This is a genomic window from Rathayibacter sp. YIM 133350, assembly GCF_037404875.1.
In the GTDB taxonomy this organism is placed as follows: Bacteria; Actinomycetota; Actinomycetes; order Actinomycetales; family Microbacteriaceae; genus Orlajensenia.
In genome coordinates, this window is record NZ_JBBELO010000011.1 from 131,417 (window position 1) to 156,403 (window position 24,987).

Genomic DNA, 24,987 nt, shown 5'->3' on the forward strand with positions numbered 1-24,987 from the left:
GTGCGCGAGGTTGGTGCTTGGCAGGATGCCGCGACGCGTCCCGCACAGCGCGCCCTCTCCCGGAGTCGACGGTGAGCCTCAGCCGCTGTACTCGGCCAGCTGTCGCGGGCCGAAGGCGTCGGGCAACACCTCGTCGATGGTCCGGATGCCCGAGACGGTCTCGAGCAGCATGCCGGGAACGGCATGTTCGAACAGCAGCTGCCGGCAACGCCCGCACGGCATGAGGATGTTGCCGTGGCCGTCGACGCAGGTGAAGGCGACGAGCTGGCCACCGCCCGACATGTGCAGTGCGGAGACGAGTCCGCATTCCGCGCAGAGGGTCACGCCGTACGAGGCGTTCTCGACGTTGCAGCCCGCGATCACGCGGCCGTCGGTGACCAGGGCCGCGCATCCGACCGGGAAGTGCGAGTAGGGAGCGTACGCGTTCGCCATCGCCTCGGACGCCGCTTTCCGCAGCGTGCCCCAGTCGATCTCTCCCGACGACAGTGCGCCCTCGTTCATGTGGCTCATGATTTCACGTACGGCTTTCCGGCTGCGGCTGGCCCGCGCACCTTTCCGACGATGCCGGCGACCGCCAGGATCGTGACGACGTAGGGCAGCATGAGCATGAACTCGCTCGGAACCGGCGAGCCGATCACGCTGAGGGTGTTCTGGAGGTTCGACGCGAAGCCGAACAGCAACGCTGCGAGGGTCGCCTTGATGGGATCCCACTGACCGAAGATGACGGCGGCGAGGGCGATGTAACCGGCGCCCGCCGTCATCTCCTTGTTGAAGGCGACGCCGGAGCCGATGGTGAACACCGTTCCGCCGAGTCCCGCGATGGCGCCGGCGAGGGCGACATTCCAGAATCGCGTGCTGTTCACCTTGATGCCCACGGTGTCCGCGGCCTGCGGATGCTCGCCGACGGCGCGCAGCCGCAGGCCCCACTTGGTGTGGAAGAGGCCCACGTACACCGCCGCGACGAGGATGTAGACGAGGTAGACGATGACCGTCTGGCGGAAGAACACCGGGCCGATGAGCGGGATGTCGCCGAGCAGCGGAATCGGCCAGCGGTCGAAGCGCGGTGGATTGTTCAGCGCTGCGGCGTTGGGGACGAGCACCTGCGTGAAGAAGAAGCTCGTGAGGCCGACCACGAGAACGTTCAGCACGACACCGACGATCACCTGGTCGACGAAGTAGGTGATCGAGAACGCCGCGAGCACGAAGGCCACGAGCACGCCGGCGATCATCGCGGCGAGCACGCCGAGCCAGAGCTGCCGGGTGATGGATGCGACGACGGCGGCCGAGAACGCACCGGCGAGCAGTTGTCCCTCGATGGCGATGTTGACGACGCCGACGCGTTCGCCGATCACGCCGGCCAGGGCGCCGTAGACGAGCGGAACCGCGAGGCTCACCGCGCCGAAGAGCAGCCCGACGACGGGGATGGCCGACCCGGCCGCGGCCCAGGTGAGGAAGCCGAACATGAACAGCACCGCGAACACGACGGTCAGCCAGAGCGGAACGCGCCGCTTCGTGGCGACGCGGCTCGCCGCGAAGGCCGTGGCGAGGGCGAGCAGGATGACCGCGATCCAGGTGGCCGGCAGCGCCGGTACGGCGATCTCGGGAATCTGGATGGCATCCGCGGCCGTGGAGAGCCGGAAGGTCGTGTTGCCGTCCTGAGGGGCCGCGGCGACGAGCACGAGCAGCAGAACCGTGAAGATCGCGTAGGCGATCGGTGCCTTCCAGCTGACGACGACGGTCTTCTCGAGGACGACCGGCTCATCCAGCGAATGCGGGTGCGTGGCGGTGCTCACTTGGCCTCCACCTCCTTGGTGACGATGGGTCGGGCCTTCCTGCGCGGAGCGCCGGGAGCGGGAAGCCGGAAGATCGCCCGCACGAGGGGCGGCGCGGCGATGAACAGCACGATGAGCGACTGCACGACGAGGATGATGTCGATCGGCACGCCCTCGGCGGCCTGCATCGAGAATCCGCCGGCCTTGAAGGCGCCGAACAGCAGGCCGGCGATGAAGATGCCCCACGGCGTGGAACGCCCGAGCAGGGCGACGGTGATGGCGTCGAAGCCGATGCCCGCATCGATGCCGGCACTGAACCCGGTGGTCACCGTACCGAGCACCTGGGCGACGCCCGCCAGGCCGACGAGCGCACCGGAGATGAGCATGGCGTAGACGTACATGCGTGGCACGTTGATGCCAGCCACCCGGGCGGCGTTGGGGTTCTCACCCACGGCGCGGAAGCGGAATCCGAGGTTCGAACGGCTGAGGATCCACCAGACCACGAGCGTCGCCAGGACGGCGAGGATGAAGCCGAAGTGCAGGCTGTACTGAGGCCCGAACAGCAACGGGAAGACGGCCGTGGGCTTCATGGCGGGGGTCTTGGGGTTGTTCGAACCGGGTGCCTGCAGCAGGCCGGGCGTGCGCAGCATGAACGACACGAGGTAGTAGGCGACGTAGTTGAGCATGATCGTCACGATCACCTCGTGCGCTCCCGTTCGCGCCTTCAGCACTCCCGCGATGCCCGCCCAGAGGGCGCCGCCGAGCATGCCGGCGACCACCGCGACGAGCATGTGGATGCCCCACGGCAGGTCCCAGCCGAAGCCGACCCAGCCTGCGGCGGATGCGGCGATGAGCATCTGGCCGCGACCACCGATGTTGAACATTCCCACGCGGAACGCCAGGCCGACGCCAAGGCCGGCCGCGATCAGCGGGGTTGCGAAGGTCAGCGTGTCGAGGAAGGGACGGATGCCGTTGCTGAAGCCGGGGCGGCGGAAGTTGTAGATCGATCCCTGGAACAGTGCAGAGTAGGCGCCGGCGACGGAATCCCAGATCGCACGGAGGGTGTCGACGGGCCGAGCGAAGAAGTAGCCGGAGGCCTTCTGCACGTTCTCGTCGGTGACCGCGATCATGATGGCGCCCACCACGAGGGCCAGCAGAACGGCGAGAACGGAGATGACGACGTTGCCGGTCGCGATCTCGCGCAGGGCACGCTGCCAGCGCGAGGGCTCCTCGGGGGCAGCCGGCACGACGGGGCCGCCCGCGGTCGGCGCCGCGGGGGCAGGGTCGCCGCTCACCGCATCCGGGCCCTCGAGCGCGACATCGGCCGCACCTGCGGACGCGGGGCGGGCGGTGGGCTGCTCGTCGCTCATGCGGCGGCTCCTTCGACGTTCACGGCCTCGCCGGCCATCATGAGTCCGAGCACGTCGCGCGAGGTGTCACCGGGCACGATTCCGACGACACGGCCGCGGTACATCACCATGATGCGATCCGCGAGCGCGGCGACCTCATCGAGCTCGGTCGAGACGACCACGACGGGCACGCCGGCATCCCGGGTCTCGACGATGCGCTTGTGGATGAACTCGATCGATCCCACGTCGACGCCGCGGGTCGGTTGGGCGGCCACGAACAGTCGCAGGTCGCGGCTGAGCTCGCGGGCGAGAACGACCTTCTGCTGGTTTCCGCCCGAGAGCCGCCCGACCTTGGTCTCGATGCTCGGCGTGCGCACGTCGAACTCGTCGACCTTCTCCTGGGCGAACCGGGAGAGGTACCCGAGCTGCAGGTTCGCGCCCTTCACGAACGGGGCGCCGCTGGAGCGGTCGAGCATGAGGTTCTCGGCGATGGTGAACTCGGCCACGAGGCCGTCCTCCTGCCGGTCCTCGGGCACGAATCCCACGCCCGACTCGAGGATGGTGCGCACGCTCTCGCCGCTCAGCTCCTGGCCGTCGAGGGTGATCGATCCGCGCACGCGCGGCTGCAGCCCGAGGATCGCCTCGGTGAGTTCTGTCTGCCCGTTCCCCTGCACGCCCGCGACCGCGAGGATCTCGCCCCGGCGCACCGAGAAGCTGACGTCGTTCACCACGAGCTGGCCGATGGGATCGACGACGCTCAGGTTGCGCACCACGAGGGCCTCATCGCCCAGGCGGGGAGCCTCCTTGTGCACGGTCAGTTCGACCGCGCGACCGACCATGAGCGAGGCGAGTTCGGCGTTCGTGGCGGTGGGCGCGGCCTCGCCGACGACCTTGCCGAGACGCATGACGGTGATGCGGTCGGCCACCTCGCGCACCTCGCGCAGCTTGTGAGTGATGAAGACGATGGCCCGGCCGTTGGCCTTGAGCTGCCGCATGATCTCCATGAGCTCGTCGGTCTCCTGGGGCGTCAGCACCGCCGTCGGCTCGTCGAAGACGAGCACGCGCGCCTCGCGGGAGAGGGCCTTGATGATCTCGACGCGCTGCTGCACGCCGACGGGCAGGTCGCCGACCACCGCATCCGGGTCGACGTCGAAGCCGAAGCGATCGCTGATGGTCTTGACCTGGGCACGCGCCTCGGCGAGGTTGAGCAGTCCGCCGATCTTCGTGGACTCGTGACCGAGCATCACGTTCTCGGCGACGGTGAAGACGGGGATGAGCATGAAGTGCTGGTGCACCATGCCGATGCCTGCCGCCATCGCGTCGCCAGGGCCCTCGAACCGCTGCACCTCGTCGTTCAGCAGGATCTCGCCCTCGTCGGCCTGGTAGAGACCGTACAGAACGTTCATGAGGGTCGACTTGCCGGCACCGTTCTCGCCGAGCAGGCAGTGGATCTCACCCGGCTCGACGGTCAGGTCGATGTGGTCGTTGGCGACGAGCGAACCGAATCTCTTCGTGATTCCGCGGAGTTCGAGTCTCATTCTCCCGATCCTAGTTATTGCGCCCCTCTGGCGAAGGGGATGATCTCAGGCGAAGGGGGAGGCCGGCATCTGCCGACCTCCCCCTTCGACGCTCGTCCTACTGGTTGAGGTAAGACGTGACCTTGATCGAGCCGTCGATGATGCCGGCCTTGATCTTGTCGAGCTCGCCCTGCAGGTCGGGGCTCACCTTGTCCTTGAAGTCGTGGAACGGAGCAAGGCCGACTCCATCGTTCTCGAGGGTTCCGACGAAGGTGCTCGGGTCGAAGTCACCCTTGCCCGCGGCGGTGATGGCGTCGTAGACGCCCACATCGATCGACTTGCGGATCGAGGTGAGCAGCAGGTCGCCGACGCTCGGGTCGGTCTCGAACACGTCGGCGTCCACGCCGATGAGGGCGATGTCGCGGCCGGCGGCACGGATCTGCGCTGCGGCGCTCTGGTAGATGGGTCCACCGACGGGCAGGAGCACGTCGACGTTCTGGTCGATGAGGCCCTGGGCCGCCTTCTGGGCGTCGCTTCCGGCCTCGAAGCCGCCGGTGAAGACGCCCTGCGCTGCCTGCTCGCCCTCGGCGCCGAGCACCTTCACGGAGGTGCCCTTCTCGGTGTTGTGGTAGTCCACGCCCTGCTTGAAGCCGTCCATGAAGATGGTGACCGGCGGGATCGGCAGTCCACCGAAGGTGCCCACGACGGCCGTCTTGGAGAAGTCGGCAGCCGCGTAGCCGGCGAGGAACGCGGCCTGGGCGGTGTCGGAGAGGATGGGCTTGATGTTCGGGGCGTCGACCTTGCCGTCGAAGTCGTTGTCGGCCGCGTCGTCGATGATGACGTAGTCGATGTCGGGGTTCGCCTTGGCTGACTCGACCGTCGCGGCCGACAGGTTGAAGCCGACGGTGACGATGGTGTTGCAGCCCTGGTCGACCAGGTTCTTCAGGTTGGGGGCGTAGTCGGAGTCGGAGCTGGACTCGACGGTCTTGGCCTTGACGCCCAGTTCCTTGGCCGCCTTCTGCAGGCCCTCGTATCCGAGCTGGTTGAACGACTTGTCGTTGAACCCGCCGGCGTCGGAGACCATGCAGGGGATGTAGTCGGACTTCGCTGCACCCGAGGTGCTGGCTTCCTCAGGGGCCGAGGCACACGCGGATAGCAGTGCCGCGACGCTGAGCGCGGCAAGTCCGCCGACGGCGGCCTTGCGGATAGTGATCGTCAAAGTGACCTCCAAGATGCAGGCCCACAGGGATGGGATGGGCCGGGGACGCAAACACGTTACCGAATATTTCGCTGCTCTTAAGAGCAAACTGCCCCTACGGCCGAATGGTTATCAATCTGCGACGAACCGCGTGTTTCCGGCTTATTTCGGGGTGCTCGGCGAGGTGACGACGAGGCTGCCGGCGATGATGTCGGCACGCAGTCCGTCGATCTCGCTGCTCAGCGCGTCGGGCACCAGAGAGGCGAGGTCGTGGAACGGCGCGAGGTCGACGCCCTTGTTCGCGAGGGTGCCGACGAAGGCGTCGGACGAGAAGGTTCCCTTCACGTCGTCACCCACGATCTGCTCCACGGCATCCGTCGTGTTCTTCAGCACGCTCGTGAGCAGAACGGGATGGAACTTGGCCGGCAGCGAGTCGTAGCCGTCGTTGTCGACCCAGACCACCGAGACGCCGGGGTGCTCGAGCGCCGCCGCTGCGGTTCCCTCCCCCACCTGGCCCGCGACGGGAAGAATGACGTCGGCGCCCTGGTCGATGAAGCTCTCTGTGACCGTCTTGCCTTTCGAGACGTCTTCGAAGTCGCCGGTGAACGTGCCGTCCTGCTTGGCCTTATCCCAGCCGAGGGCGCGCACAGCGGTGCCGTGCACCTCGTTGTACTTGGCGACGCCGTCGACGAAGCCGTCCATGAACAGGGTGACGGGCGGCTGGTTGCCCCCGCCGAACGTCGCGACCACGCCGCTCTTGCTCACTCCGGCCGCCAGGTAGCCTGCCAGGAAGGACGCTTGTGCCGTGTCGAAGATGATGGGCTTCACGTTGGGAGCCTCCACCACCTCGTCGACGATCGAGAAGTGCACATCGGGGTTCTTCTTCGCAGCGGATGCGGTCGCATCGGCGAGCTCGTAGCCGACCGTGAGCACGAAGTCGCATCCCGAGCCGACCGCCTGGGTCACGTTGGGGCCGAGGTCGGTCTCGCCGGTCGACACGAGTGCCTGCACGTCGATGCCGGAGCTCTTGCCGGCGGCCTTCAGCCCCGCCCAGCTCGACTCGTTGAACGAGCGGTCATTGAGGCCTCCCGAGTTCGTCACCATGCGGGCGCAGTAGTCCGAGCCGGCCGCGGAGGTCGAGGCCGCATCCGGGGCGGCGGCGCAGCCGGAGAGGGCCAGGGCGCCCAGCACGAGAACGGCGAGCGCGGCGGGTGCATTGCGGCGGAGCGTCACGATTCCTCCTGTGGAGTCGGTCTGTCTTTACGGCTCAGAGCACGTCGTTCGAGCCGCCGAGACGCAGGGCGTCGACGACGGATTTCACGCGCTGCGCATGCTCGCTCGTGGTCACGAGCAGAGCGTCGGGGGTGTCGACGACAACGATGTCCTTGACCCCGATGAGGCTGATCACGCGGTTGGACCGGCTGACGACGATGCCGCTGGAGGCATCCGCGAGCACGCGCGCGTTCTTGCCCAGGATCGCCAGGTCGCTTCCGCGCCCGGCTGAGTTCAGCTTGGCGAGCGAGGCGAAGTCGCCCACGTCGTCCCAGGCGAAGCGTCCGGGAACGACAGCCAGGCGGCCGGCGGCCGCGGCAGGCTCCGCCACTGAGTAGTCGATCGCGATCTTCGTCAGCGTCGGCCAGATGCGGTCGACGGCGGGCCCGCGCGTCGCGGGGTCGTCCCAGGCCTCGGCCAGTTCGAGCAGCCCGGCGTGCAGCTCAGGCTGCGTGCGGGCGAGCTCCTCGAGCAGGCGGTCGGCGCGGGCGATGAACATGCCCGCGTTCCAGAAGTACTCTCCGCTCTCGACATAGCGCCGGGCCGTCTCGAGGTCGGGCTTCTCGACGAAGGCGCGCACGGAGCGGGCGTTGGGGGCGCCCTCGAGCGTGAGGGCATCGGCGCTGTTGATGTAGCCGAATCCGACGGCCGGCTCGGTGGGGGTGATGCCGATGGTGACGATGTAACCGGCATCCGCGACGGTGATCGCCTCCGCCACGGTCGAACGGAACAGCTCGTCGCCCGAGATCACGTGGTCTGCGGCGAAGGAGCCGATGATGACGCCGGGCTCGCGGCGCTCGAGGATGGCGGCGGCCAGGCCGATGGCGGCGGAGGAGTCGCGGGGCTCGCTCTCGAGCACGATGTTGTGGTCGGCCAGCTCGGGCAGCTGCTCCTCGACGGCGGCGCGGTGAGCACGCCCGGTGACCACCATGATGCGGCCGTTTCCGGACAGCGGCGCGAGCCGGTTCCAGGTGTCACGCAGCAGCGTCTGTCCAGACCCGGTGAGGTCGTGCAGGAACTTGGGCGCATCCGCCCGGGAGAGGGGCCACAGCCTTGAGCCGACGCCGCCGGCGGGAATGACGCTATAGAAACGGTCGATCGCTTGCATGCTGCAAGAGTAACGTCCGCCGCCCCGCCCCGATCCTCACGGCGTGGCGCGGTGACGGCGCGGACGTTTTCTCGAGACCGGCATCAGCACTCCCCCGACGGCCACGAGCAGGGCGGCCGGTACGAACCAGGCGAGGGCATCCCACCCCGTCGAGGAAAGACCTGCGGACGTGTCGGATCCCGATCCCGATCCCGAGCCCGAGCCCGACGTCGACTCGACGAGGGCGACGGATGCCGTCGCGGACACGAGGGATGCGCCGACCGCCGAGGCCGTGGCCGTGTTCTCGATGCTGTCGCCGACGATGCCGTTCGTCACCGTGGGAATGACGACCGACGCACTGCCCGCCGGCGGGACCGACGGCACGACGCAGGTGACCACGCTGGAGGCGTCGATGGTGCACCCCGGGGGAAGGGTGGCCGCCGTGACGGTCGGTGGCAGCGCGTCGCGCACGGTGACATCGGTGAGCAAGGACGGACCGTCGTTGGCGACCGCAAGAGTCCAGTCCACGGCCGAGCCGGGCACGACGCTCGCAGCCGAGGCGGTCTTGGCCAGACGGAGCCCTCCCTGACGATGCAGCGTCATCGCCGCCGTCGCCGCGTTCGGCGCCGGTCCGTCGTCCTGAACCTCGGAGGCCACGGTCACCGTATTGCGCACGATCGTCCCCTCGGGTGCGGCGGGGTCGGTGGTGATCGGAACCGTCAGTGTGAGCGAGTCTCCGGGGTTCAGGGAGGCGATGCTGCACTGGAAGGCCACCCCGTCGATCGGGCAGTCCGGCAGGCCCTTGAGACCCTTGGTGAGTCCGCCTGTGACCCATTGGCCGGCCGGCGCATCCGCAAGGGGTGTATCGACGACGTCGACTCCATAGGCCGTCGACGGCCCGTTGTTCGTGACGACGATCGTGTATTCGGTCGCGGACCCGGCCACCACATCCGCCGGGACGCTCTTCGTCACCGCCAGGTCGGCTCGCGTGTCGACGTCGGTCGTCCACGCCACCGGGGGCTTGGGGTCGGTTTCGCGTTGGGGCGCCGAAGCGGAAGCGACGTTCACGACGGTGGACCCGGCAGAGACGGTTGGGTCGATGCGGGCAACGAGTGTGAACGATGCCGTCGGCGCTCCGGGGTCGAGCCGATCGACCGTGCAGACGACGGCGTTGATTCCCGCATCCTCCAAGACGCAGCGCGGGTCGGATGCCGCCGGGTCGAAGCTGAGGCGCGGACCGAGGACGTCGCGCACCTGCACCGTCGTCGCGGTCGACGGACCGGCGTTCGAGACGCCGAGCTGGTAGCTGATCTCAGCGCCGGCAAGGGCCTCGGCAGGTCCGGTCTTCGACGTCGTGAGGCTCGCGGCCGCGACCAGCCCGACCGACGCCGAGCCCGTGTTGTCCTGCAGGTTCGGGTCGCTCGAGGTCGCCGTGACCGTCGCCGTATTGGGTACGGTCACGAACGGAGCGGCCGGTGGCACCAGGTCGGGCGGACTCGACACGTTGAGGGAGATCACGGTCGAACCGGGACCGGGAATGTCGGCGAGCGCGCACGTCACGACCTGGCCCGCGTTCGTGCAGGTCGTGCCGTCATCGGCCGTCCCCGAGACGAAGGTGAGGCGAGGGTCGAGCGTGTCGGTCACCACCGGTGCCGTCCCGTCGGAGGGACCTGCGTTCGAGACCGTGATGGTCCAGGTGATCACCGCCCCCGCTGTTCCACCCGGAACCGACTTGGTGAGCGAGAGATCCGCCTCGTCCACGACCTCCGTGTCCAGTTCGTCGCTCGCCGGGGTCGGATCGGTCGACAGGCTCTGGGCGGTTGCGAGATCCGTGTAGGTGCCTGATTCGACGTCGCTCGCCACCAGCGCTCGCACGACGACGCTCAGAGGCGGCGCTCCCGGCTGGATCGCACCGACCGGGCACGTCACGACCTGGCCGACGGCCGCGCATCCGGCCGAACTGCCGACAGGGCTGAAGGAGAACCCTGCGGGGAGCGTGTCAGTCGCGGTCGCGGCTTCGGCGAGAGATGGGCCGCTGTTCGTCACCGTGAGGACGTAGCTGATCGCTCCGCCCGCGACGACGGTCGAGAGAGGCGAGGTCTTCGCGACGGTGAGGTCGCTGACGCGCTCGACGGTCACCTGGGCCGTGTCGACGGCGACCGGGCCCTGAGGGTTCAGCACTGTCGCTTTGTTGATCGCCGGTCCGCCCTGATAGGACGGCGAGAAGGTGCCTGTCACGGTCAGTGTGCTCGTTGCTCCGGGCAGGAGTGAGGCCAGGGTGCAGTATCTGGTCGGCAGGTCGCAGGTCGCACCTGCGCCCGTGATCGAGGTGAGCGTGAAATTGGCCGGAGGCGTCTCGATGACGACCGGTGCGTCGACCGTCGACGGACCTGAGTTCGTGACGGTGACCGTCCACGTCATGTCGCCACCGGCTGCGACCGTCGCCGCTGCCGGGGTCTTCTCTATCTGCAGGGTCGACTGGCGGCGAACGGTCGAGTTCTCGACCGCGGTCGCGTTTCCTCCCTCATCATCCGCGAGCGTCGCCGTGTTCGAGATGACGGTTCCGTTGGGAATCGACGGGTCGAGGGTGCCCGTGACCGTGATGACCACCGGCGAGGCGCCGGTGGGATCAGCCGGGAGTGGACCCAGGTCGCAGTCGAGCACCCCCGCGGTCATGGTGCACGTCGTACCGACGGGGGCCGAGACGACCGGGTTCCCGATACGGCCGAGACCCGGATCATTCAGCGTCACACCGGTGGCGTCCGACGCCCCGCGATTGATCGCCGTGAAGGTGTAGGTGACCGCGGTGCCGGCGATCTGCTCTGCCGACCCATCGCTCTTGTTGAGATCGAGGCCGGTTACTCGCTCGGTGTTGACGCTGGCCGTCGCCGAGTTGTCGGCCGGGACGAGTTCCGGCTCGGTGGAAGAGACGGTCGCCGTGTTCACGATGGGCGTTCCCTCGGGCGTCGAGGCATCCAGCGTGCCGTCGACATCGACCACCGCCGTGGCTCCGGCAGCCAGTGTCGGCAGGGTGCACGACACCGAGCCATCGGGCAGCGCGCAGGTGCCCGTGCCCATCGACACCGCCGCGGAGCTCGCCGTGACATTCGGGATGGCAGGGTCGGAGACGACGACGTTCGAGGCGTCCGACGGCCCGGCATTCGTGATCGTGAGCTGATAGCCGATCGGAGCGCCCGCCACTGCAGGGTCGACGTCGATGCTCTTCCTGATCCTCAGGTCGACCGATCGGCCGACGGGGTCGTTCCGCGTCACGGAATTGTTGGTCGCAACCGGATCGGGATCACTCGAGGCCACCGAGGCGGTGTTCGTCACGATCGCCCCATCGGCAAGCGACGCCGGGAGCCGGAAGGCGACCTGGTACCTGACCTGCGCCGCAGGGCCCAGCGCCGGGATCGTGCACACGACGTTCGCACCGGCCACCCCGCAGACATCGGAGGAGAGAGGCGCATCGAATTCGGCCCCGGCGGGAACGACATCCGTCATCACCACGTCGTGCGCGACCGAGGGCCCCAGGTTGTTCACGACGACGTCGTAGATCACCGGCAATCCTGCGACCGGCGCCAGCACCGGGCTCTTCGATACGCCGAGATCGGCCGACCTTGACACCGTGACAGCGGCCGCGGCCGAGTTGTTCGCCGGATTGGTGTCCGTCTGCGGAGTCGTCACCGCGACAGAGTTCTGCACCGTGCCGGCTGCGGCTCCGGCTCCGACGGTCGCGACGAGTGTGATGGTGGCGCTGCCGCCAGGCGGAAGCGACGACGTGCAGGTGGCCCCGGAGGCGATGCTGCATCCGGCGCCCGCGATGCTGGTCGCCGTCATTCCGACCGGAAGCACGTCGACCAGGGTGTAGTCGGCGCTCGCCGGGCCGGCGTTCGCTACCCGGAGGGTGAACGTCGCGGACTGGCCGGCCGCCACGCTCGTCGGCGATGCGCTCTTGGTTACCGAGACGTCGACATTGCGTTGGATCGTGAAGGGGGTCGTGGCCTGGTTGTTCGTCAGGTCGGTGTCGTTCACGTCGGCGTCGACGGCGCCCGTGTTCGATCGGGAGCCACTCGCCGTCGGCCCGGCGTTCATGGCGATCGTGAAGACGGCGGTTCCCCCCGGCGCCAGGTCGGAAGGCGAAGCGCACAGCACGTCAGGATTGCGGAAGAAGCACTGGGGCGAACTCGCTGGCGCGTTGAACGTCATCCCGGCAGGCACGATATCGGCGACGCGCACGTTCTGGGCCGTACCGGGGCCGTTGTTCCTCGCGGTGAGCGTGAAGACGATCGGCGGGCCACCGGCCAGCGCGACCGAGCTGCCCGAAACGACCTTCGTGATGGCGATATCCGCGACACTGAGCACCCTGATCGGCGCCGCCCCGGTGATGGGCGTGACATCCGCCCCGGGCGCGGTCGCCCCCGCGGAGATCGTGTACGTGCCCGGGACCGTCGGCACGGTCACGCCGAAGTGCAGGGAGATCACACCGCCCGCTACCACCGGGAATGAGCCGCTGAACGTGAGGGTGTTGCCGCTGATGGACGGATCCGCGGTTGTGACACCGGTGGTGGTGCCCGGCGTGTACGTGGTTCCCGGCGGTAACGTCACGGTGACCTCGGTGACCGTCGATGCCGTCGAGTTCGGGTTGCTCACCTGGATCGTGTAGCCATCCGCCGCGGCGGGGAGCACGACGGGGATGTCCGGGGTCGCCGAGATCACCAGCGGCACCTGGCCGGTCGGTGAGAAGGCCGTCGTCCAGGCGTAGGCGGCGGAGTTGCCGGGCGCGATGTTCAGCGGCCACGAGATGCCGATGCCGTTGTCGATGTAGTTGTTGCACGCGCAGGTGTTGGGAAAGGGCTGCTTCGAACCGATCGTCGCCCAGATGGTCGAGTAGCCGGCCTGTTGGTAGTTGTTGCCGCTGGTGCGCGGGATGAGCTGCTCGACTCTTGCCCCGGGGGCGGTCGACGTGGAGCAGGCCGGCGAGGTTCCGAAGACCTTGCCGTAGCCGGCGTCGTTGCTGCCGAGATAGCAGTCACCTGCGGTGTAGAGCGTTCCCAGTTGTTGCACCGCGGTGCTGTTCAGAATGACAAGAGAGGTCTCATAGAACTCGTTGCCGACGACGTAGGTGTCCGTCTGGGTGAACAGCACACCCGTGGAGCTGCGTACCACCGTCGTCATCGTGTAGGGATCGCCCGCGACCCCGGCGCCGCTGACCGCCGTCTGGCTCACGGGAATCCACGGAGAGCCGAAGGAGGTCGCCCCGTTCCCCGCGGGGACATAGCCGGGCGTGAAGAGCGAGCCGTTGAGCGCCGCGAAGGTTCCGCAGGCCGTGTTGCCGTACCACTCGTGGGCTGCGTCGCCCACGTGCGTCACATCGCAGTTAAGGTCGGGTGACACGGTCACGCTCGTGAGCGGACCGGAAGGCGCACTGATCGTCGACGCGGATGCGGCGGGCACCATTCCCACGACCGCTGCCGTCACCGCGAACAGGCAGACGACGAACCCCGCCACCGCTCGCCTCATCGAGAGTCTCACCGGCGCCTCCCACCTGCCACCTGTGTGATTCCTGTATAGCTGCATTCTGAGGATTTGTCACCCGAATCGGGGGCTGGCCCGAGCCGGGCGCAACCTGTCTCGATGTCGAGATAGTTAGGCGGCCCTAATCGGAGCCGCGGCGTGAGGAGGAATAGACTTGGCGCGGCGTCGATCGGGCGCCCCGGGTCTCCTCGCGGCGAGGCCGATCAACACAGCCAGGGAGGGTTGTTCATGCCTCAGCAATCGGCAGGAACCCTGACAGCACAACCGAAGCGCTCCACCCGTCCGGGAGGAACCCTCTACAGAGGGCGTGAAGGCATGTGGTCGTGGGTGCTGCATCGGATCACCGGTGTGGCCATCTTCTTCTTCTTGCTCGTGCACGTGCTCGACACCGCCCTGATCCGCGTGAGCCCCGAGGCGTACAACGCCGTCATCGGCACGTACCAGACGCCCATCATGGGACTGGGCGAGACCGCGCTCGTCGCGGCCATCGTGTACCACGCGTTCAACGGCATCCGCATCATCCTCATCGACTTCTGGTCGAAGGGCGTGAAGTACCAGAAGGTCATGTTCTGGACCGTCATCGTTCTCTGGGTCATCACGATGCTGGGGTTCGCTCCCCGTCACCTGATGAACGTCTTCGGCCACTAGATAAGGGATCGCCGTGACCGCACTCGACAACGCCCCCGCCATCGAGCCTCCCCGCTCCCCCACCCGCCCGCAACGCAAGGGCGTGAACTGGGAGAAGTGGGGCTGGATCTACATGCGCGTCTCGGGCGTGCTGCTGCTCGTGCTCATCTTCGGGCACCTGTTCGTCAACCTGCTCACCAACGACGGCGTCGACCAGATCGACTTCGGCTTCGTCGGCGGCAAGCTGGCCAGCCCGTTCTGGCAGTGGTGGGACGTGCTCATGCTCTGGCTGGCGCTCATCCACGGCGGCAACGGCATGCGAACGCTGGTGAACGACTACGCCAACCACCGCACCACTCGACGGCTGCTGAAGATCGCGATCTTCGGCGCCGTGGCCATCCTGATCGTGCTCGGCACACTCGTCGTCTTCACATTCGACCCGTGCCCGGCCGGCTCGCCCGCCGACCTGCTGCCCTCGTTCTGCCCGGCACAGTAACCGAAAGACTATGAGCACAGACACCCTCAACCCGTCCGAGTCCACCGTCACCGACGGCGTGCACTACCACCAGTTCGACGTCGTGATCGTGGGCGCCGGCGGCGCCGGAATGCGCGCGGCCATCGAGGCCGGACCGCACGCCAAGACGGCGGTCATCTCCAAGCTCTACCCCACGCGCTCGCACACCGGCGCGGCCCAGGGCGGCATGGCGGCAGCGCTGGCCAACGTCGAGGAAGACAGCTGGGAGTGGCACACCTTCGACACCATCAAGGGCGGCGACTACCTCGTCGACCAGGATGCTGCCGAGATCCTCGCGAAGGAGGCCATCGACGCCGTCATCGACCTCGAGAACATGGGCCTGCCCTTCAACCGCACGCCCGAGGGCAAGATCGACCAGCGCCGCTTCGGCGGCCACACCCGCGACCACGGCAAGGCGCCCGTTCGCCGGGCCTGCTACGCCGCCGACCGCACGGGCCACATGATCCTGCAGACGCTGTTCCAGAACTGCGTGCGTCTCGGCATCAACTTCTTCAACGAGTACTACGTGCTCGACCTCGTGATGACGGATGTCGACGGCGTTCCCCAGCCGAGCGGCGTCGTGGCGATCGACCTGGCCTCCGGTGAGCTGCACGTCTTCCAGGCGAAGGCGATCATCTTCGCCACCGGCGGCTTCGGCAAGGTCTACAAGACCACCTCGAACGCGCACACCCTCACCGGTGACGGCGTCGGCATCATCTGGCGCAAGAAGCTGCCGCTCGAGGACATGGAGTTCTTCCAGTTCCACCCCACCGGCCTGGCCGGCCTCGGCATCCTGCTCACCGAGGGTGCCCGCGGTGAGGGCGCCATCCTGCGCAATGCCTCGGGCGAGCGCTTCATGGAGCGCTACGCCCCGACCATCAAAGACCTCGCGCCGCGCGACATCGTGTCGCGGTGCATGGTGCAAGAAGTCGCCGAGGGCCGCGGCGCCGGCCCGCACAAGGACTACGTGCTGCTGGACTGCACCCACCTCGGCGCCGAGGTGCTCGAGACCAAGCTGCCCGACATCACCGAATTCGCGCGCACGTACCTGGGTGTTGACCCGGTCGTCGAGCCCGTTCCTGTGATGCCGACGGCCCACTACGCCATGGGCGGCATCCCGACGAACGTCGCCGCCGAGGTGCTGCGCGATAACACCACTGTCGTTCCGGGCCTCTACGCCGCGGGCGAGTGCGCCTGCGTGTCGGTGCACGGCTCCAACCGCCTCGGCACCAACTCGCTGCTCGACATCAACGTCTTCGGCAAGCGCGCCGGCAACAACGCGGTCGCCTATGCCAAGACCGTGGACTTCACTCCCCTTCCCGAGGACCCGGCGGCCGGCGTGCGGGCGATGCTCGACTCCATCCGCACCTCGACCGGCACGGAGCGCATCGCGGTGCTCCGCAAGGAGCTGCAGGACGAGATGGACAAGAACGCGCAGGTCTTCCGCACCGACGAGTCGCTGGAACGCGTGACCGGAACCATCCACCGACTGCGCGAGCGCTACCGCAACGTCGCCATCCAGGACAAGGGCAAGCGCTTCAACACCGACCTGCTCGAGGCCGTGGAGCTGGGCTTCCTGCTCGATCTCGCCGAGGTCGTCGTCTTCTCCGCCCGCAACCGCAAGGAGAGTCGCGGCGGACACATGCGCGACGACTTCCCCAAGCGCGATGACGAGAACTACATGAAGCACACCATGGCCTATCTGACCGGCGACCCGCACTCCTCGGATGCGGCCGACCACATCACACTCGACTGGAAGCCCGTCGTCATGACGCGCTACCAGCCGATGGAGAGGAAGTACTAGGCATGTCGACGGCAACTCTCGAAGCGACCAGCACCAGCACGCCCGCGCAGGCTCCCGTGTCGGATGACCCGGCCCTGCGGCCGTTCACGGTCACCTTCATCATCCGCCGGTTCGACCCCGACTCCGACACCGAGCCGCGCTGGCAGGACTTCGACGTCGAGATGTTCTCCACCGACCGCGTGCTCGACGCCCTGCACAAGATCAAGTGGGAGCAGGACGGCTCGCTCACCTTCCGGCGCTCGTGCGCCCACGGCATCTGCGGTTCGGATGCTATGCGCATCAACGGCCGCAACCGGCTGGCGTGCAAGACCCTCATCAAAGACCTCGACATCACCAAGCCCATCTACGTCGAGGCGATCAAGGGCCTGCCGCTCGAGAAGGACCTCGTGGTCGACATGGAGCCGTTCTTCGCGAGCTACCGCGAGGTTCAGCCGTTCCTTCAGGCTTCGAGCGCTCCCGTGCCCGGCAAGGAGCGCATCCAGTCGGTCGCCGACCGCGCCCGCTTCGACGACACGACCAAGTGCATCCTCTGCGCCGCGTGCACGTCGAGCTGCCCCGTGTTCTGGACCGACGGCCAGTACTTCGGCCCGGCCGCCATCGTGAACGCGCACCGCTTCATCTTCGACTCCCGTGATGACTCGGCCTCGGTGCGCCTCGACATCCTCAACGACAAAGAGGGCGTCTGGCGCTGCCGCACGACCTTCAACTGCACGGATGCCTGCCCGCGCGGCATCCAGGTCACGCAGGCCATCGCCGAGGTCAAGCAGGCGATCATGCGCGGCCGCCCGTAACACACAGCTGCCGACTTGCCACTTTCTGTGGGTTCCACGTCACGTGGACCCGCAGAAAGTGGCAAGTCGGCTGTGTTTTTCGGGGGGTCAGCCCTGCTCGCGGCGGCGGCGGAACCAGAAGGCGACGGTGATCGCGAGGCCCAGGGCGATCAGTCCGATCGCCGGCCAGAGGACCCAGCCGTTCTGGAAGCCCGTCGAAGCCAGGCTCGAGCCGCGCGGGGGCGCCGCGTTGCAGTTGGGCGTTGCCGGCGGGTAGGCCGTGATCGCGTCGACCGTCGGGTTCACCCGGATCTCGACGACAGCCGAGGACCGCAGGTTGTAGAACGGAGCACTCGGGTCGAGTACCCACTGTCCCGTGGGCAGGTGCTTCCAGCCCGGCCACGCGATCGGGTTTCCCGCGGCATCCACGGCCGCTCCCGGCCACAGCTGCTGGCCGGTCAACGTCTGACCCGGCGTGTAACCGCCTTCGGGTGCGATCACGTTCACCTGGCTCGCGCCGTCGGCGAGGATGGCCGCGGGGTCGTGAAGCGACGGGTCATGCGTGGCGAACGCGCTGGGGGTCCACCAGATCAGCAGCACCTGGGGAGCCGTCGTCAGGTTCACCGGCGTCACCGAGTAGCTGAAGAGCGGCGTGTCCCGTACGCAGACCGCCTGGCCCACGAGCACGACCTGCTTCACCAGCACCGTGACGGTGGAGTTGCTGCAGTCGGGCGTCGGAACGCCGTCGGCAGGATTCGCGCCCTCCTGTACCTCACCGAGTGTGGGAGGCGTGCTTCCCCAGCAGACCTCGGCCGTGTTCACGAGGGAGGTCGCCGTGGTCGTCGGCTTCACGTGCACATGCAGGATGATGTCGGGCGCCTGCGGGATGCGCGGGCCGAGCACTCCCTGGAGCTGGCAGTTCAGCGTGCCGCCGTAGCCATCGCCATCGGCGCCGGTCACCGCGCAGCTGTTGTTCCACGTCGAGGGTGACGGGATGGTCGGCTCGTTGCCCGGGCCGGCCGGCTGGTCCGGATCGAACAGCGGGTTGTCGATGACCGGTGCCGCACCGTAGGCGATGCCGTCGACCCGCAGGTCCGCCGGGATCGTGTCGTTCACGCGCACCGGCCAGGCCACGCCGTCGCCGACGTTCGAGACGGCCAGGGTGTAGTCGAAGTCATCGCCCACGTCGACCCGGTCCACGCTCGCCGTCTTCTCGATGGCGACGCCGTGGTCGCGCTCGACCGCACAGGCGGGAAGGGCCTGCGGGTACACCGCGAGAACGGTCTGCGTCGGGTTGATCTGGAAGGTGATGCTCGCCGGGTTCACCTGGTCACGCCAGGCGTAGCTCGGCAGGCTCGGGTCGAGCACGAGGTCCTCGAACCGCTGCAGGGGGCCGCCGAGATCGGCCGGGGTGAACGGCCGCCATCCCGGGTACCCGATGCCCACGCCGTTCGCGTCGACGAGGGCACCCGGCCACAGCATCCGCCCGCTCAGCTGACCGGGATCGATGGTGCGCGTCTCGGTCTGCGTGCCGTCTGCGGAGGTCCACGTGACCGTCACCGGGCCGGAGGGAACGGAGGGCGTCAGGGCGATGTTGTAGTAGAGCCAGGGCACGTCGTTCACGCAGCGCACATAGGCGTTGGTGTTGATGCGCTTGGTCGGAACGGTCACGGTGTCGCAGTCGTTCGAGGAATCCGTGTCGTTCTCGGCGATGCTCACGCAGGCCTCGTTCGGCACATCGCTCGTGTTCGCCGTGGGGAGCGTCGGAACCGGGTCGTTCGGCCCGACGACCGGCGGCGCCCCGACGGGCGGAGTGGCGATCATCCGCACCGGAACAGTGATCGTCGCGATGACTCCTGCCGGGAAGGGTCCTGCGCCTGTCAGCGTGATCTGGCGGTTGCCCGGGCCCGAGACGGATGCGGTCAGCACGTTCGGGCTGACCGTGATGTCGGCCGCGGTTCCCACGAACTCGAGCTCCGGGTCGAGCGTGTCGGTCACGACGACCCCGCTCGCACTGTCGGGCCCGTTGTTCGTCACGGTCAGCGTGTAGTCGAACGTGCTGCCACCTTCGATCGCGGTGCCGCCGTCGGGAAGCACGTAGGCCTTCTCGATGCCGACGTCGACGAGCGGGATGTCGCTGCAGTCCTCTGCGCGGTGGATGTCGTTGCCGGAGGTCAAGACGGCCTGGTTGAGGAACCCGACCCCCGGCGTCTCATCCGTGGTGCAGTGCGCCTCATCCACATTCAAGGTTCCCGGGTCAACGGTCACGTTGAGCGTCACGATGTAGCTGTGCGTCGTGATCGACGGAATGGACGCCGCCGCCGCGATCGGAATCGGGAACGCGATGGGCGCCGATCCGCTCGCCGAGAGAGGCGCCGGCGTACCCGGTGCCGCCGTGACGGTGTAGCTGTTGTAGCTCACACCGACCGGGAACAGCGGCGCATCCGAGAGGGAGTACACCAGTGCCTTGGTCGACGCGTTCGCCACGTTCACCGTGTAGGCGACGTTCCACGTGCCGTCCGGGTTCTGCGTCTTGGACAGGAACGCCTTGGTCAGCGTGGGAGCAGCGGGAACGTCACAGGCCGTCGCCAGGATGGTGCGGCCGCCTGAGATGAGCACTGCGGCGTTGAGGAAGCCCGTTCCCCGTTCGGTGATGTGGATGACGCAGTCGCCGGCATCCGTGCCGATCACGCCGGCGCCTACACTCGCGTTCACCGTGATGACGTAGACGTCGCTCGCGCCACCAGCCAACGAGCGTGCGGTGGCGAGCGGACCGGTACCCGGCCAGGCGTTCGCCGCGCCGTTCGGACCGACGGCCGTGGCGCTGAGCACCTGGATGCCGGCGCCGAAGACAGGCTGGTCACCGAGGTTGTACGTCGCCGAGAGTGTCGACGGGTTCGTGACGGTGATGCCGTAGACGATCGTCCAGGTGCCGTCGGCGTTCTGCGTCGTCGATGTCACCTTCTTGACCAGTGCCAGCAACGGAGCCGGGCACGTGACCGTGTTGGTGACGAGGTAGTGGTTGGCGCCGATCTTCAGCGCGTCGGTCACGCCGGTCGCGGCGTTGATTCCCGCGCCGGTCGACCCGGAGGCGACCGCGAACAGGGTGTCGGTCAGCAGGCAGCCCTCGGGCAGCGTCGCGACGTTCTCCCCCACCGTCACGACGCTGCCGTCGGTTCCCCCCACATACCCGGTGTGCACCGTGCCGAAGACGGCAGGCGCATTCGCCGGAGCCGGCGCCAGGGTCAGCCCGGCGGAGAAGCCGCCGAGCGGGTTGGCGCCGTCATAGCCGACGCCGTTGATCAGCCAGTGCTTGTCGACCTGAACCGTTGCGGCGACGTTCTCGTTCTGCACGACGCAGCTGACGATCTCGTTCAGCTTCACCGTCACTGAGAACCCATCAGCGGTGTTGACGACCGGGCGGCCCGAGCCGTCGACCGTGCAGAGCGCATTCGAGCCGCCCTGCGGATGCAGCGTGTAGCCCGTCTGCGTCGTCTCCGTCACGGTGATGGTCTTGTCGCCCGTGCTGCTGAAGTCGACCGCGTAGTTCACCATGCCGTCGTCGGGCGTTGTTTCACTGAGCGTCGTGACCGGGTCGCCGTCGTCGTCCTGCAGCGCGCCCTGCGCCGTGAAGGTCCAGCCGGCGGCATCCGGGTCCGTCACGGTTCCCGCCGCATCTACCAGCTGCTTCTGGACCGTGAGCGTTCCACCGCAGGCACGTGTTGCGATGGTGCGCAGCTCCCCGCCGAGCCCGTCCCAGTCGTCGGTGAGGAAGTAGTCCTCGTTCTCCTGAGGACCGGTAATGGCCTGCAGGCTCAGTTCGGAGTTCGTCGTCAGTCCGACGCCGACCCCGACGATCTTCGTGCCGTCGGCGTGCGCCCCGGCCTCCGCCTTCACGGCGTTGGCGGAGAAGACCGCCTCTTCGATGTCGCGCACGTTGACGGTGCCGCTCGTCTCAGCGCCGGAGCCGAACGTGGTGGGGTCGCCGTCGGTGAGCATGAGGACCGTGTCGTAGTGGGCGGGGCTGGCGGCGACGAGTCGCAGAGCCGCATCCCAGTTCGTGAAGCCCTCGCCCTGGCCCGCGGTGGCGGCCGTCACGGCCGCCGTCAGTTCGGGCGAGCCCATCGGCTGCGGAGCGGACGTGACCTTCGTCGCCGTGGTGTTGAACGTGTAGACATCGGCGGTCGACGGCGTGTCCCCCAGGCCCGTCGGGCCGACGAAGGCCTGCACGGCGGCGCGGAACTTGGACATCTCCGACGCGCTGATGGAGTTCGAGCGGTCGATCACGATGGCGATCTGCAGCCCGCAGACCGTCGGGAACGGCGGGTTGTCCAGCTCGTTCGCCCACGTCGTGCCGTGGGAAGCGGTGGAGGCGCCGCTCGGCGCACGCACCCCAGCCCCTCCGGGCACGTCGGTGATGGTGGCCGCACCCGCGACAGGACCGGTGTGGTAGCGATAGGGCGTGACGGTCTTCGTAACGGTGTACCCGCCCGTCGCCACCGAATCCAGGGCGTCCCAGCCTGCCCCGAGCGGAGCGGATGCGCTCGGCTCCTCGAGAATCCAGTAACCGTCGTTCGGCCCCGCGTTGCGCTCCGGCACCTGCATGAGACAGCTGCCGTCGGCGATGGTTGTGCACTCCGCCGTCGGGGCGACCCCGTCAGGCGATTCGCCGTAGTCCCGGTCGATGGCGACGAAGCGCACACCGGCGAGCCCCGAAACGGAGCCGTCCGCCTGCCGCAGACCGCCCTTGGTGACACGGATGCTCGTGAGGGGGTCGGCCAGAACGGCCGCCTCGGGCTGCTGCCGCGCCGCCTCGGGCGCAGTCGCGCTCGCATCGCTTCCGTCGGTCGTCGCGTCCGCGTCATCCGAGTCCGCCGGGTCGGTGGTCGTGTCCGTGCTCTCCTCAGCAGGCGCGGGAGCCTCCGTCGATGTTGCCGCGTCGGGCGCGGGCGTCGGGTCGCTCGTGCTCGGGGCGTCCGTCGGCGGCGTCGTCGGTTCGGTCGAGGAGGTCGGCGTCGGGGGCACCGCGTCGTCGGCGAAGGCCGTGGTCGGGATGCCGATGACCACGAGGGCCGCCACGGCGAGCGAGGCGGAGGCACTCACCCACCGGGAGCGGTGCCAGGGCCGGTGGGCGCGCGCTTCCGCGCTGATCGTCGGGTGTAGGGCGGGGCGTCGGGTGCGCATAGTTTCCAAGCCTTCGGGGTTGGGCGCTCCTTCGCGCCTGGCTTCTCCCCGTCGGGTGTCGGGGATCTGCTCATCCTTACAGTGGCCGCTACCCCCGACCTAGGCACGTGGTGGCCCTACAAAGAGGGGCAAGCTGAATATTCACCGAAAACATGGGGATGTCTCAGGTCACGATTTGGTAACGGCACGGTGAACGCTCACCCCGGGCACCGACGGCGGGCATCCACGGGGCGCCGCTACGCTGGCTGCGTGAGCACGCGCGAAGGGCACGAGCCGCCGAGCCAGACCGGCGCCGGTGATCCGAGGCTCGCATCGACCGTCGGCCGCGTGCGGGCGGAGATGCGCGAGCGCGTCGACGACCTCAGTGAGCGCTTCGACGAGCCCGTACGGGCGGTGACCGACCTCACGCACCGCACCATGGCACTGTTCCCGGTTCGCGTCTGGCGCCGCTTCCTCGCCGCCAACGGATTCCTGCTGTCGGCCGGCATCAGCTACCAGGCCCTGTTCGCCATCTTCGCCGCCGTGTACGTGCTCTTCGCGGTTGCCGGTCTCTGGCTGGCTGGCGACCAGGGCACGCTCGAGGCGCTCATCCGATTGATCGACTACTACGTTCCCGGGCTCATCGGTGCGAACGGCATCGTCAGCGAGTCCGACCTCATCGCCGCGGCCGACTCGTCGACGAGCCTGTTCGGCTGGACCGGCGCTGTGGCCCTCGCCGGTTTCATCTGGACCGCCATCGGCTGGATGACGTACTCGCGCACCGCCGTGCGCAGCATCTTCGGCCTGCCGAAGGATGACCGGGCTTACGTGCTGCTGAAGGCGCGGGACTTCCTTGCCTCCGTGGTCTTCGGCGCCGTTCTGCTGGTCGGCGCCGTGCTCTCGGTCATCAGCACCAACGCGCTCAACTGGGTCTTCGGCCTGTTCGGGATCGACTCCCATTCCTGGTGGACGACACTCACGGTGGGCGCGACGGGCTTCGCGATCGTCTTCCTCATCGACGCCTTCGTGCTCGTGACGATGTTCCGCTTCCTCTCCGGCGCGAGCATCCGCTGGCGTCGGCTGTGGGGCGGATCCCTGCTCGGCGCGGCCGCACTCGTCGTCTTGCAGGTGGGCGGGAGCTACCTCGTCGGCGGTGCGACGAGCAACCCGCTGCTGGCGACGTTCGCGGTCTTCGTGGGACTGCTGCTGTGGTTCCGGTTGAGTGCCCTCGTCACGCTCGTCGCGGCCGCGTTCATCTACATCGCCGCGAGCGATCGCAAGGAATCACTGCGTCGCGTCACGCCCGCACAGTTGGAGGCGGAACGGCTGGCAGCCGAGCAGCAGGCGCTGCGGATCGCCGCGAACGTCGAGGTGCGCGCGGCGCGCGCCCAACTGGCGGGTGCCGCGTGGTGGGCGAAGCCCGCGGCGAGACGACGCCTCCGAGCCGCCGAGCGCGCCGTCGATGCACTGCACGCCGCCGACCTGCCCTTCCCCGACGAATCGTGAGGGCAGTGGCGTCGGAGGCGCCGATTAGGATCGAGGAATGCCCCGCTTGCGCATCGCCACCATCAACGCCAACGGAATCCGCGCCGCGTACCGCAAGGGCATGGGCGAATGGCTCGAGGGGCGCGACGTCGACATCCTCGCGATCCAAGAGGTGCGAGCCTCGACCGAGGATGTCGTCGGCCTGCTCGGTGAAGAGTGGGACGTTCTGCATGACGCGGCGACAGCCAAGGGTCGCGCCGGTGTCGCTCTCGCGAGCCGCAACCGCGCGAGCATCCACCGCGTCGAACTGGGAGCGGCCGACTTCGACAGCGCGGGCCGCTGGCTCGAGGCCGATTACGAGGTGGACGGCAACGTCGTGACGGTCGTCAGCGCCTACGTGCACTCGGGCGAGACCGACACTCCCAAGCAGGTCGAGAAGTACCGCTTCCTCGATGCGATGGAGGCACGCCTGCCCGAGCTGGCCACGCATGGCGAACTCGCCGTCGTGCTCGGCGACCTCAACGTGGCCCACCGCACCCTCGACATCCGCAACTGGAAGGGCAACCTCAAGCACGCGGGATTCCTGCCCGAGGAGCGCGCCTACTTCGACCGGTTCATCGGGGCCGAGGGCGATGCCGACTACAACTCCGGCGCGGGGCTCGGCTGGGTCGATCTCGGTCGTCGCTTCGCCGGCGAGGTCGACGGCCCGTACACGTGGTGGTCCCAACGCGGCAAGGCCTTCGACACCGACACGGGTTGGCGCTTGGACTACCACCTGGCGACTCCCGCTCTCGCGGCACTGGCCAAGGACTACAGCGTCGATCGCGCCGCGGCGTACGACGAGCGCTGGTCGGACCACTCCCCCGTCGTCATCGACTACTCCCTCTGACG

At 68.1% G+C, this 24,987-nt stretch carries 15 protein-coding genes; 6 read left to right on the forward strand and 9 right to left on the reverse strand.

Annotation, left to right across the window (positions count from 1 at the left end):
• Window positions 1-78: 78 nt before the first annotated feature.
• The 8 genes from WDJ51_RS02335 to WDJ51_RS02370 form a co-directional block, all read right to left on the reverse strand.
• Entirely contained in the window at window positions 79-510 is a 432-nt protein-coding gene (locus tag WDJ51_RS02335) for a cytidine deaminase (RefSeq protein ID WP_337850808.1), read from the reverse strand.
• Window positions 507-1,793 (reverse strand): ABC transporter permease, encoded by a 1,287-nt coding sequence (locus WDJ51_RS02340; RefSeq protein WP_337850809.1) that lies wholly within the window; start codon window positions 1,791-1,793, stop codon window positions 507-509. Before WDJ51_RS02340 ends, WDJ51_RS02335 begins: the two co-directional genes overlap by 4 nt.
• On the reverse strand, window positions 1,790-3,142 hold the full coding sequence (locus WDJ51_RS02345) for an ABC transporter permease (protein WP_337850810.1): 1,353 nt from the start codon (window positions 3,140-3,142) through the stop codon (window positions 1,790-1,792). The genes WDJ51_RS02340 and WDJ51_RS02345 overlap by 4 nt, the downstream gene beginning before the upstream one ends.
• The gene (locus tag WDJ51_RS02350; RefSeq protein ID WP_337850811.1) at window positions 3,139-4,659 is read right to left on the reverse strand and encodes an ABC transporter ATP-binding protein; all 1,521 of its coding nucleotides are present in this window, start codon (window positions 4,657-4,659) and stop codon (window positions 3,139-3,141) included. The genes WDJ51_RS02345 and WDJ51_RS02350 overlap by 4 nt, the downstream gene beginning before the upstream one ends.
• Before the next feature lie 97 nt (window positions 4,660-4,756).
• Window positions 4,757-5,857 carry a BMP family lipoprotein gene (locus tag WDJ51_RS02355; RefSeq protein ID WP_337850812.1) on the reverse strand — a complete coding sequence of 367 codons (1,101 nt, stop codon included), beginning with the start codon at window positions 5,855-5,857 and terminating at the stop codon, window positions 4,757-4,759.
• Between the two features lie 141 nt (window positions 5,858-5,998).
• Window positions 5,999-7,069: a BMP family lipoprotein gene (locus WDJ51_RS02360; protein ID WP_337850813.1), complete on the reverse strand. Its 1,071-nt coding sequence runs from the start codon at window positions 7,067-7,069 to the stop codon at window positions 5,999-6,001.
• 34 nt (window positions 7,070-7,103) lie between these two features.
• The gene (locus tag WDJ51_RS02365; protein WP_337850814.1) at window positions 7,104-8,216 is read right to left on the reverse strand and encodes a mannose-1-phosphate guanylyltransferase; all 1,113 of its coding nucleotides are present in this window, start codon (window positions 8,214-8,216) and stop codon (window positions 7,104-7,106) included.
• A gap of 36 nt (window positions 8,217-8,252) precedes the next feature.
• Window positions 8,253-13,730 (reverse strand): hypothetical protein, encoded by a 5,478-nt coding sequence (locus tag WDJ51_RS02370; RefSeq protein ID WP_337850815.1) that lies wholly within the window; start codon window positions 13,728-13,730, stop codon window positions 8,253-8,255.
• A 231-nt stretch (window positions 13,731-13,961) separates the two neighbouring features.
• On the opposite strand from WDJ51_RS02370, the gene sdhC reads away from it, so the two are divergent.
• The 4 genes from sdhC to WDJ51_RS02390 are packed head-to-tail and all read left to right on the forward strand — an operon-like array spanning window position 13,962 to window position 17,469.
• The gene (sdhC, locus tag WDJ51_RS02375) at window positions 13,962-14,381 is read left to right on the forward strand and encodes a succinate dehydrogenase, cytochrome b556 subunit (protein WP_337850816.1); all 420 of its coding nucleotides are present in this window, start codon (window positions 13,962-13,964) and stop codon (window positions 14,379-14,381) included.
• A gap of 13 nt (window positions 14,382-14,394) precedes the next feature.
• The gene (locus tag WDJ51_RS02380) at window positions 14,395-14,856 is read left to right on the forward strand and encodes a succinate dehydrogenase hydrophobic membrane anchor subunit (protein WP_337850817.1); all 462 of its coding nucleotides are present in this window, start codon (window positions 14,395-14,397) and stop codon (window positions 14,854-14,856) included.
• Between the two features lie 10 nt (window positions 14,857-14,866).
• Window positions 14,867-16,678 carry a succinate dehydrogenase flavoprotein subunit gene (sdhA, locus tag WDJ51_RS02385; RefSeq protein ID WP_337850818.1) on the forward strand — a complete coding sequence of 604 codons (1,812 nt, stop codon included), beginning with the start codon at window positions 14,867-14,869 and terminating at the stop codon, window positions 16,676-16,678.
• A gap of 2 nt (window positions 16,679-16,680) precedes the next feature.
• A complete protein-coding gene (locus WDJ51_RS02390) occupies window positions 16,681-17,469 on the forward strand; it encodes a succinate dehydrogenase iron-sulfur subunit (RefSeq protein WP_337850819.1) in 789 nt (262 codons plus the stop codon).
• 87 nt (window positions 17,470-17,556) lie between these two features.
• Here WDJ51_RS02390 and WDJ51_RS02395 read toward each other — a convergent pair whose 3' ends face one another.
• Complete coding sequence (locus tag WDJ51_RS02395; RefSeq protein ID WP_337850820.1) at window positions 17,557-22,632, reverse strand: VWA domain-containing protein; 5,076 nt, start codon at window positions 22,630-22,632, stop codon at window positions 17,557-17,559.
• Between the two features lie 249 nt (window positions 22,633-22,881).
• On the opposite strand from WDJ51_RS02395, the gene WDJ51_RS02400 reads away from it, so the two are divergent.
• Window positions 22,882-24,117 carry a YihY/virulence factor BrkB family protein gene (locus WDJ51_RS02400; protein WP_337850821.1) on the forward strand — a complete coding sequence of 412 codons (1,236 nt, stop codon included), beginning with the start codon at window positions 22,882-22,884 and terminating at the stop codon, window positions 24,115-24,117.
• A 37-nt stretch (window positions 24,118-24,154) separates the two neighbouring features.
• The gene (locus tag WDJ51_RS02405; protein WP_337850822.1) at window positions 24,155-24,985 is read left to right on the forward strand and encodes an exodeoxyribonuclease III; all 831 of its coding nucleotides are present in this window, start codon (window positions 24,155-24,157) and stop codon (window positions 24,983-24,985) included.
• Window positions 24,986-24,987 lie beyond the last annotated feature (2 nt).